Origin of the sequence: Candidatus Magnetobacterium casense (assembly GCF_019173545.1) — a bacterium.
Lineage (GTDB): Bacteria > Nitrospirota > Thermodesulfovibrionia > Thermodesulfovibrionales > Magnetobacteriaceae > Magnetobacterium > Magnetobacterium cryptolimnobacter.
This window is the reverse complement of record NZ_JABXWD010000105.1, coordinates 1-10,033: the sequence shown is the minus strand read 5'-3', so window position 1 is coordinate 10,033 and position 10,033 is coordinate 1. Positions and strand designations below refer to the sequence as shown.

The 10,033-nt window shown below is 51.2% G+C and carries 7 protein-coding genes; 4 read left to right on the top strand and 3 right to left on the bottom strand.

All coding sequences use genetic code 11. The features are described 5' to 3' along the window. The first annotated feature begins 84 nt into the window (after window positions 1-84). The 3 genes from HWQ67_RS07440 to HWQ67_RS07430 all read left to right on the top strand — a co-directional run bounded on the left by HWQ67_RS07440 (window position 85) and on the right by HWQ67_RS07430 (window position 3,819). On the top strand, window positions 85-1,371 hold the full coding sequence (locus HWQ67_RS07440) for an FG-GAP-like repeat-containing protein (protein WP_218252052.1): 1,287 nt from the start codon (window positions 85-87) through the stop codon (window positions 1,369-1,371). 281 nt (window positions 1,372-1,652) lie between these two features. Further along, complete coding sequence (gene larE, locus HWQ67_RS07435; RefSeq protein WP_218252051.1) at window positions 1,653-2,513, top strand: ATP-dependent sacrificial sulfur transferase LarE; 861 nt, start codon at window positions 1,653-1,655, stop codon at window positions 2,511-2,513. Window positions 2,514-2,532: 19 nt separating this feature from the next. Next, a complete protein-coding gene (locus tag HWQ67_RS07430; RefSeq protein WP_218252050.1) occupies window positions 2,533-3,819 on the top strand; it encodes a (Fe-S)-binding protein in 1,287 nt (428 codons plus the stop codon). On the opposite strand, the gene HWQ67_RS07425 is transcribed toward HWQ67_RS07430, so the two are convergent. Both HWQ67_RS07425 and selB read right to left on the bottom strand, forming a co-directional pair. Next, complete coding sequence (locus HWQ67_RS07425; protein ID WP_218252049.1) at window positions 3,806-4,012, bottom strand: hypothetical protein; 207 nt, start codon at window positions 4,010-4,012, stop codon at window positions 3,806-3,808. The two genes, HWQ67_RS07430 and HWQ67_RS07425, sit on opposite strands and share 14 nt — an antisense overlap. 269 nt (window positions 4,013-4,281) lie before the next feature. Then, the gene (gene selB, locus HWQ67_RS07420) at window positions 4,282-6,147 is read right to left on the bottom strand and encodes a selenocysteine-specific translation elongation factor (RefSeq protein ID WP_218252048.1); all 1,866 of its coding nucleotides are present in this window, start codon (window positions 6,145-6,147) and stop codon (window positions 4,282-4,284) included. A 285-nt stretch (window positions 6,148-6,432) separates the two neighbouring features. Here selB and HWQ67_RS07415 point away from each other — a divergent pair, with 285 nt between their 5' ends. Next, complete coding sequence (locus tag HWQ67_RS07415) at window positions 6,433-8,379, top strand: lytic transglycosylase domain-containing protein (RefSeq protein ID WP_218252047.1); 1,947 nt, start codon at window positions 6,433-6,435, stop codon at window positions 8,377-8,379. Window positions 8,380-8,429: 50 nt separating this feature from the next. Here the strand turns inward: HWQ67_RS07415 and HWQ67_RS07410 are convergent, their stop codons facing one another. Then, window positions 8,430-9,365 carry a chemotaxis protein gene (locus HWQ67_RS07410; RefSeq protein WP_218252046.1) on the bottom strand — a complete coding sequence of 312 codons (936 nt, stop codon included), beginning with the start codon at window positions 9,363-9,365 and terminating at the stop codon, window positions 8,430-8,432. Window positions 9,366-10,033 lie beyond the last annotated feature (668 nt).

The following is a 10,033-nucleotide window of genomic DNA, read 5'->3' as shown; positions in this document are numbered from 1 at the left end:
AACATTACAGTTGATTGATGAACCGTCAAATACGCCTAAACCTAAGAAATTAACACTAAAAGACTTGGAGGTACTGGAGGTATCATGCTTAACTTAACACCTATGGGCTACAGCGGCGACTGCTTTGGCTCAAGTCCAACCTGCACGGTAACGATGTCTGCGGCAAGGAATGTGACGGCCATGTTTAACGAACAATCCTGCAGCTTTACGATAGCCCCACAGGGCAAGGGCTTTGCATCCTCCGGCGGCAATGACAGCGTAAGCGTATCGACTAACCCCGACTGTTCCTGGACGGCAGTGAGCAACGCCACCTGGATAACGATCAGCGCAGGCAGCTCCGGCAGTGGCAGCGGGACGGTATCGTACTCCGTGTCAGCAAACACGGGCACTGCACGCACAGGTACGATGACTATTGCGCAGCAGTCGTTTACCGTAACACAGGATGCTGCATCTTCAGGCAAGGGGCACCCTAAATACGATTTCGACGGTGACGGCAACAGTGATGTGCTGTGGAAAAACGCGATAACCGGTGATGTCTATATCTGGCTGATGAACGGGAAGTCCATAATTGGCGGTGATTATGTTGTCAGAGGCGTAGGCACGGATTGGGACATAAAGGTCGCAGGGGACTTTAACGGTGATGGTAAGGCCGATATCCTCTGGCAAAACAAGGACAAGGGTGACGTCTATGTCTATTTGATGACTGGGACAAAGATATCCACCCAAGGTTATGTCCTGCAGGGAGTACCCAAGGCGTGGGAGTTCAAGAACTCAGGCGATTTCGATGGCGATGGCAATACCGACATACTTTGGCAAAACACCGAAACGGGTGATGTGGCCGTGTGGTTGATGGCCGGAATCACGATAAAGATAGGCGACTTTATCGTCAAAGGTATGAGGCCGGAGTGGATGTTCAGGGCAGTGGCCGATCTCAACGGCGACAAGAAGGCCGATATTCTCTGGCAAAACTCCGACACCGGCGACGTAGTTGTCTGGTTAATGGACGGTGCGACAATCTCAAAGATGGACTATGCCTCCCGGGGTATCCCAGGCAACTGGCAGATAAAGGCGGTTGTTGACTTTGATGGCGATGGCAAGGCCGATATCCTCTGGCAGAACATCACATCAGGGGACGTTGCCATGTGGCTGATGGACGGGGTCACGATAAAGATAGGCGACTTTGCAGGCCGTGCAATACCCCTAAGCTGGCAGATCATAGCAGCAGCCGACTACAACGGCGACGGTAAGGCCGACGTCCTCTGGAAGAACACTACCTCCGGTGATGTTTATATCTGGCTTATGGATGGGACAAAAAGGGTTGGCGAGGGCTTTGCCGCTCATGGCGTACCCGGCCAATGGGAGACCCGGTAGACGCTAAAACAAGAATAGTATACTGATCGGATTCGAATTTTTTTCGGGTATCAAAATTGATCGAATAGAAGAAAGAAAGGGGCGGCTCCGCCCCCCTTCAGAACCCCCTGCAAGGGGACCAGTCCCCTTGACCCCATTATCTTGCTGTCAAATATCATGCCCGAAAAAACCTGCGTCGTTTCAGTATATCACAATCTTACTGCGATGTGTTATGATAGTATTTTGCAGATGGTGCAATGGAAATATCTCATAGATATATAATAAGGGCATAAAGCAAAACAATGACGGACATTGCAGAAGAAAAGTATAAGCATTTAGTTTCCATTATGGCCCTGGCAGGCAACTGTCTGCTGGCATACTCAGGCGGTGTAGACAGCACGCTCTTGTTGAAGGTCTTGTGTGAGTCGGACACCGGAGGAGCAGACAGGGTGCTGGCCGTAACGGCCGTGTCGGCCTCCACACCGCCGGATGACCTTGACATGGCGCGTGAGATGACAGCTCTCTTTGGGGTCAGACACGAGCTTGTCCACACCGATGAGCTTAACGATGCCCAATACGTCCAAAATACGCCGGAGCGATGTTTTTTCTGCAAGAGTCGTCTGTTTAAGACCCTCCGGGAGATAGCCCAAAAGATGAACTTCCCATATATGATAGTTGATGGCAGCAACGCCGACGATACGGGGGACTACAGACCGGGATTGCGTGCCAATGCACGGTTTGACATCCGGAGTCCGTTAATGGAGGCAGGACTGACCAAGGAAGAGATACGTCTCTTATCGCGTCGTAGGGGGCTGCCTACGCATGACAGGGCATCGTCGCCCTGCCTGTCCTCCCGCCTGCCCTATGGCGAACCCATAACGCTGAAGTCGCTCCAGATGGTTAGGGAGGCCGAGGCGGTTATCAAGGGACTGGGATTTACAGAGCTGAGGGTGCGTAAACAGGCAGACACCGCACGCATTGAGCTGATGCCAGATGAGCTGCAACGCACACTTGAGCCACACCTGCGACAGCACATCGTAAAGGCCCTCAGAGAGATCGGCTTTCAGTACGTCACACTGGACCTGGAGGGGTTTAGCAGCGGAAAGCTAAACAGGGTCTTGTCCCGCTACGGCAAGGAACAAATCCGACCCGGCCAACCGTAAGGAGTAAACAGATCAGTTAATGAACGATAAAGAGTTCTTAAACGCCATTTCGTCATGTGTGCGCTGCGGCGGGTGCAAGGCACAGTGTCCGTCCTTTGATGCAACCAGCCAGGAGACCCATACGGCCAGGGGACGGCTGAAGCTGCTCAAGTCACTTGCCGAAAGACAGGTTAAACCAGGCGTCAAGCTCAATGACAAGCTATTTAGTTGTCTGATGTGTGGCAACTGCACCGTGTCCTGTCCCCTGAATATTGATATAGACGAGGTCTTTTATCACGCCCGCAGTCTCTTAAAGGAAACCGATTCACGACACTCTACCCTGAGACTGTTGACAAAGCTGGCCTTTAAAAACACCGACCTAACACTCAAGGTCATAAAGCCGTTCCAGAAGATACTGGAAAAGAAGCTCACCGATATGAGGCTCCTGCCCCATAAGATGGGATTGATAGAAAATCCCTTCAAAAAAACGGAGGTCTTCAGGCCGGCAGAGAAGATAGGCCGTGTGGCGGTGTTCTCAGGTTGTAGCGTCAAGCACATCTATCCGGAGTTATCCTATTCGTTGGCTGCGGTGTTAAATGCGCTTAAGTACGAGGTAGTCTTTCCTCATTCCGAGGTGTGTTGCGGGGCGCCGTTTCGGTCACTTGGCATGGAGGCTGATGCTCACTCTTATGCGGAGAAAAACTATGAGGTCTTTAGCCGCTTAAAGGTTGATGCCATCCTGTCGTTGTGTCCAACGTGCGTGGTTGCCCTCAGGAAGTATTATCCCAAGCTGATTGGCAAGGAGCTTAACAACGTCTGTGACATATCGACTTTCCTCAAGGATAAGGTCAATACCAAAAGGAAACAGATAAAACTAAAGGCCACCTTCCATGACCCCTGTCATCAGAAAAACTTCCTTAAGAACACGACGGAGGCGCGTGAGATATTAACCCAGTGCGGTGCCGATATCATTGAACCCAAGAGACATATGTGTTGTGGTTTTGGTGGCACCTACAGTTTTTTTCACAAGGAGGCATCTGAGCGGATACTGGAGGCAACTTGTGCGCAATTGATGCGTACAGGCTGTGATGTGGTCGTGACCTCGTGTCCCAACTGCATATTTCAGTTGAGCAAGGGGCTGACGGAAAGGCCAATCCTCCACCTGATTGAGGTGCTGGAGGAGTCCCTCTGCACCGAAGACGTTCAACCTGCGGAGGTGTTTCAACTTGATGACGCCGTCTCTGCCAACCCTGCCAACCCTGAAGAAGGGGAGAGTTCCCCCCCGACAGGACATCCCACAATAGTTATCGATACTATGAAGTCATAAATCGCTTGATGCAGGAGATGGACGGGAAATTGTCTTCCGTGTCGATGATCTTTTCAACTATTCGCCTCCAGTCATCATCGCTGATATGCCGCAGCTTTTCGTGGTATATCTGTAGCGATGACTCGTTTAAGGGTAAAACCCTGAAGGCTGCCTCCAACTTTTTAATCAGGGAATAAAAACTCTCATCCGTCATAAGGCCCTCCTTAAAAAATATGTTACTTGTCCATAAAACGCCGACATGTAAGTTCACAAACTCACACTACGCTCCCATCAACCCCTTTAAGCTAATGATATATATGACAATCATTTTTATATTCTAACATGTTTCTTGTTTATCTTTGCAAGCCATCGCAGATTTAGATTGGATTAAATACAAGATACGTGGCATTTTTACGTGTTAAACGGATGAGAAAATCAAGGGGGGTCTTTGTCAGTGGGGCATTACATTGCAGATATCCTGTCCTATAGCAGTAGTTTTCTTGATTCTCCGACCCTCATGGTGAGTCTCTTGCCGTCGAGGTATTCGAGGTATGGCAGGGCATACTTGCGTGTGGTTGACAGCAGGTCGCGGAACTCGGCCACTGTTATCTGTGTGCTTTTTTGTGAGAATAGCTTTAAGGTTGCCAGCATCTCCTCAAAGACGTCCCGTTGCAGATAAATGGCGTCGTTGATACGCACGATAACGCCCTCACTGGCCAAGAGTTTTAACATGTCATCGAGCTGCTTGTCCTTGATGGAGAGTGCCTTTGCAAGGTCATCTTTGAAGGGCGGTTGAAAGCGCGCCTCCTGAAGCAGTCCAACTATGCGTGCCTTTACCCCCTCATCCAGCGTTGTCAGGGCAGGCTTAAACCCCTTCAGGCAGACGATGTCCTTGTCCGTGTCAAGCTCCCTGACTGCGGCAATGACCTTAGAGAGATTCCTGCCCTCAACCATCTTAAACCGTGCCTTGAGTTCCTCCTTTGTGACCCCGGCCTTAAGTGGCGACCTCTTGTGATACTGACGCACAAAGGCCAGGATGTCCTCCCTGAGTGCGGCGATGACCTCTCCATGTACGAGGGTGTCGTTGACCTCGATGAGCATCCCCTTGCGCTTGAGTGCGTCGATGGTGGAATTTATCTTATCGGAGTCCTCGTTGATCCAGGCTCGTAGCGCACCGATGGTTGTGCCGTTTACGCCGGAGCGTTTCACCTTTTCTGTCAACTTTTCGATCAGTGATGCCCCGTGAAATATCTCAAGCGTTGCGGGGTCGGTCTTGCGTGGGGGAGAGGGGTCAAGGATAACACCTCCGCCAATGGTGTCAACGGGAGAGTAGCGCCTGATGATAAACCGATCCCCGGCCATAACAACCACCGGCTTGCTTAACCGTAGTTGAGCGTAAGCAGATTGTCCCTTGGACAACTTCTGCGCTCCGTAGAGGACGACCCGTGAGACCACCTCCGAGGTGCCTGTGTGCAGGTGCAGCAGTGCGCGATTTTTGATCTCCGATGCGTCCCTGAGCAGCTCTATGGCCACGTCGATTCTCTGTGTGGGATGTAGCGTATCGGGCAGGACGATGACGTCTCCGCGTGCGACCTTGTCCTTGTCTACGCCCTGGAGGTTGATGGCAAGACGGGAGCCGGCATAACCGGTGTGTACAAACTCGTTGTGGTTGTGCAGTCCGCGCACCTTGCCCTTGTACTTAGCGGGCAGGACGTCAACACTGTCATCTATGGACACCTTTCCGGATGTGGCAGTGCCCGTGACCACGGTGCCAAACCCCTTGAGCGTAAAAACCCTGTCAACGGGCAGACGAAACACACCCGCTGAGGATTTTGGCCGTATGCCGGTGGCAAGGTCTCTTATTTTTTGCTTTAACAGGTCAATATTGGTGCCATCTCTGGCCGACACGGCCACAATCTCCGCCTGTTGCAGGAACGTGTCGCCGACAAACCCCCTGACCTCCTCCTGGACAATTTCGAGGAATTCCTCATCCACCAGGTCATTTTTGGTCAGGACGATGAGGCCGTCCTTGATCCCCAACAGGTTGCAGATGGCCAGGTGCTCTCTGCTCTGGGGCATGACGCCTTCGTCGGCTGCAATGCACAGCAGCACGATATCAATCCCCCCTGCCCCGGCAAGCATGTTGCGCACAAGGCGCTCGTGTCCGGGGACATCCACGATCCCCACGGTCAGGTCCTCGTAGCGCAGGTCGGCAAACCCCAGGTCGATGGTTATCCCCCGGAGTTTTTCCTCCTTGAGCCTGTCCGGATCAGTACCCGTCAGCGCCTTGACCAACGCACTCTTACCGTGGTCTATGTGACCCGCCGTACCTAAAATTACGTGTCGCATTGTCTGTCCTGTCGGCAATTTAGCTTCATACTATTTAAGTTTAACCGATAACATAAGAAGATGGCAACTACGGCCTGCTGCTATACTCCATAGCGCATTTTGATTGCATACAATACACCGCACCCGATCCTCTTGCCCACTTGACCGAATGATACCATGACCTGTATAATCTATGCTTTAGATATGAGACATAGGATTGAGAATGATGGGGTCAAGGGGGCTGGCCCCCTTGCAGGGGGGTTCAAGGGGGGGCGGAGCCGCCCCCTTGTTCTTCTTCTTCTCTCTTTGCTTTTGCTCTTGTCCTCAACAGGGTCTGTACTAGCGCTGCCTGGAACCTACGAGCACCTCAAAGGCGGCAAGACCGCCCTGGATAGCAGGGACTACGCCGGGGCAATCAAACACTTGAGCCTGTTCCTTGAGACGCCTGCGCTCTTGGAGGACTATGCGCTGTTGTGGCGGGCAAAGGGGTATACCGGGGCAGGACAACCGGAGGCGGCCCTCAGGGACATCCTGCACCTCAAGGAGTCCTATCCCAACTCCCCGCTGTACAAAGACACCCTGCTGATGGAAATCAGCACGCAGAGACAGCTCAACCCTGAGCAGGCATTGTCGCTGTCTGAACTCTACCTCAAAAAACACCCCGACGACAATAGGATCAGGTTTTCGTATGCCAACATGCTCACGGAAGACGGCAAGGAAACCGAGGCACAGGCTCAGTTTAAACGTATATGCCTCAGCGCAGGATATGCCTCCGAGGAATCGTGTGACAAGATCAACGTCGACAGGTTTGATGTTGGCGACCTTGTTACGCGGGCAAAAAATCTGATGAAAAAGCACCACTACTCCGAGGCCGAAGCACTGTTGAGGCGTGCCCTTGAAAAGTCACCCGAGACTCTTAGGGGACAGATACTCAATGACATCGCTGTATCGCTCTTCAGGCAGAAGAGTTATAATGAGTCTGCCGAGCTGTTCCGCAAGCTAGGCAATGCCTACTATGAGGCACGCAGCCTATACCGTTCCGGTCAATTTGCCAGGTTCAACGCAAAGGTCGATACCCTGGATGCCAACAAAGACGAAAAATCCGCCGAACTCGTACTCATAAAGGGACTGTATTACCGGCGTCAGGGCAACACGGCCAGGGCGCTGAAGATATTTGCCTCCCTCAAGGAAAACCGCTTCCTGAAGGAAGAGAGCCTGTGGCACATTGCCTGGGCACACTACCTCACGGGTGATTATGAAGAGGCCGTCGCGGGCTTTAAGTTGCTGTATAACAACTACGGCGAGCAGCGATACCTCTACTGGATGGCTCGCACGCTTGAACTGATGAAGGAAGATGCCACGGCGTTGTATGAAAAACTTACCAGAAAAGGCGACTACTACAGTCTGTTGGCCTATTACAAGCTGGGTCGGCAGCCTGAGCTTATAGAGTTGGTGGAGATCAAGCATACGGTCAGTTTAAATGGCAATCCTGCCACCGGCAAGGAGCACGAGGAGTTGAGGCGTCTGGCGGTCCTCCTTGAGCTCAACATCGAGGATGCCATCAGGACCGAAAGCCTTCACATTATACGAAATGCCACCAGTTACGACAACGATATGATGCTTGAGGCCGGCATGATGTTAAACGAGGCACGCATGTATCGTCACTCCGTACTGTTGGCGGGCAAACTTCCCTACAGTCGGAAGGTGCATAGGCTCCTCTATCCCTATGCCTACAGGGACATCGTGGATGAGGCGTCGCAGCGCAACTCGATAAATCCGCTGCTGATACTGTCGCTGATGCGTGAGGAGAGTCGTTTTCAGGACGATGCCTTTTCTCCGGCGGGGGCCATAGGGCTGATGCAGTTGATGCCCTCCACGGCGGCCAAGTACAGCGCCAGGCCAGGAGCGTCCTGGAGCGGTAAAGAAGTCGGTGAGCGGATTGCCGACAAACGCGACATCTTTAACGTGAGGAAGAACATCCTCATTGGCAGCTACTATCTTGCTCAACTGGTGGGGGAATCCGGTTGTGTGCCAATAGCGCTTGCTTCCTACAACGCAGGGGAGGCGGCGGTTGAGAAGTGGCTCAAAGACGGCAAGTACAAGACCATAGACGAGTTCGTCGAAGACATCCCCTACGACGAAACCAGAAGCTACGTAAAGCGCGTCCTCAAGACGTACTTTCAATACACCAAAGCCGCCAATCCCGACAACGCTGCGGTAAGTTTCGTGCTAAACTGCTCACTTACAAGATGAAGAAAGACAGCGCAAAGGGCAACGTCCGCCCCCCGGGGGACGTTATTTTCTTATGCAGTACCCGAGATGCGATTTAATATTGTCTTTGCAATTGAGTCGGGGTTGAACTTTGATATGAAGTCATCGGCGCCATACTTTTTGGTCTTCAGCACAGTGGAGGAGTCACTCAGGGAGCTGTGCAGTACGACGTAGAGGTCAGAGAGTTTGGGGTTTTCCTTTATCCTCTTGGTAAACGTAAAGCCATCCATGCCTGGCATCTCTATATCAGAGATGATCATGAAGAATTTTTCCGATAGCGGTGTGTGTTCAACGGCAAGCTCTTCAAGCATGGTAAGTGCATTGACGGCGTTTTCCATAAATGTGTAGGTGACGCCCAACTGTTCCAGGACGGATTGCATCATAGCTCGTGCCGTTTTTGAATCCTCTACAATCATTATGTGGAATTGCTTAAAGTCGATGTCCATTTTTTGCTTTGTCACTTCTTCCGAAATCTGTTCATCGGCTCCGATTATCTCTGTCAGGATTTTCTCTATGTCGAGTATCTGGACAGTTGTATTGTCCGCCAAAAACGCCAGTGCCGTGAGGTATGTGGAGTTAGCCATGATCCCGGAGGGTGCTTTAATGTCCTCCCAGCTCTTGTTGATTAGCGTATCGGGCTCACTTACCAGAAAGCCTTGCGTTGTGGTACTGTACTCACACACAATTACGTAGCTGATGGTGTTTTTATAGTCAACGGGTTCAAGGCCCAGCACCTCCGAGAGGTCTATCACAATAATGGATTTCCCCCTGAAGTTAATAGATCCCTTAACGGCATAGTGCGAATTAGGCATCTTGGTTATCTTCTTTGGACACTCAAAGACCTCAACGATCTTAAACACATTAATCGCATACAACTGCCTGTCGCTCAGATGAAAGGTCAGCATCTCCATCTGGTTACCCAGGGATAGGTTGGTCTGTCGCTGTACTTCTTCTATCAAATCGCTCATATCTACACCTCCTAAGTGTCTGCCTTTGCTCCCTTTCTCTTGTAGGCTAAACGAGTATACTCATGGTGCCGCCAGGGGCTACTGTGCCAATAGAACATTACTATAAGTATATAGCAAAGAGGTCGGCAATGTCAAGCCACGGTAAACCAGGGTAAATTGGTTCTACCTGAAGATTAAGATTGTAGGCTGTTTTTCTATAATGCCCATTTCCTTTATGAAAGCTGCTTTTGACGGGAGAGCAAATCAGCCCTGACGGTAAACAGCAATTCTCAGTGAAGGTGTGAGCGATATTTTTTTTGGGACAAAATTGGCGAGGGTGTGACTATCTGGTGTGCGATCAGCAAAAGCTCATATACTGATCGGATTCGAGTTTTTTCGAGTATCAAAATTGCTCGAATAGAAGAAAGAAAGGGGCGGCTCCGCTTCTTGTCGCTCCAGGACGCTCCTGGCCCCCTTTAGCCCCCCCGCAAGGGACCAGTCCCCTTGACCCCGTAAAAATGCCGCATATTCTGTATTTAATCCAATCGAAATTTGCTATATCCACTCATAAATATGGAGTCGGCCTGTAAAATCCTTTACTTCAAGTCGTGAAACCTCTTTTAACCCCCTCTGCTCTCTAACCCACTCCATCATGATCTTATGATCACCCTCTTTGGCGACTAATATGT

Bases quoted from the DNA above. Each gene is read 5' to 3' on its own strand.
- HWQ67_RS07440 (WP_218252052.1), top strand. From the start codon at position 85: ATGCTTAACTTAACACCTATGGGCTACAGCGGCGACTGCTTTGGCTCA.
- larE (WP_218252051.1), top strand. From the start codon at position 1,653: ATGACGGACATTGCAGAAGAAAAGTATAAGCATTTAGTTTCCATTATG.
- HWQ67_RS07430 (WP_218252050.1), top strand. From the start codon at position 2,533: ATGAACGATAAAGAGTTCTTAAACGCCATTTCGTCATGTGTGCGCTGC.
- HWQ67_RS07425 (WP_218252049.1), bottom strand. From the start codon at position 4,012: ATGACGGATGAGAGTTTTTATTCCCTGATTAAAAAGTTGGAGGCAGCC.
- selB (WP_218252048.1), bottom strand. From the start codon at position 6,147: ATGCGACACGTAATTTTAGGTACGGCGGGTCACATAGACCACGGTAAG.
- HWQ67_RS07410 (WP_218252046.1), bottom strand. From the start codon at position 9,365: ATGAGCGATTTGATAGAAGAAGTACAGCGACAGACCAACCTATCCCTG.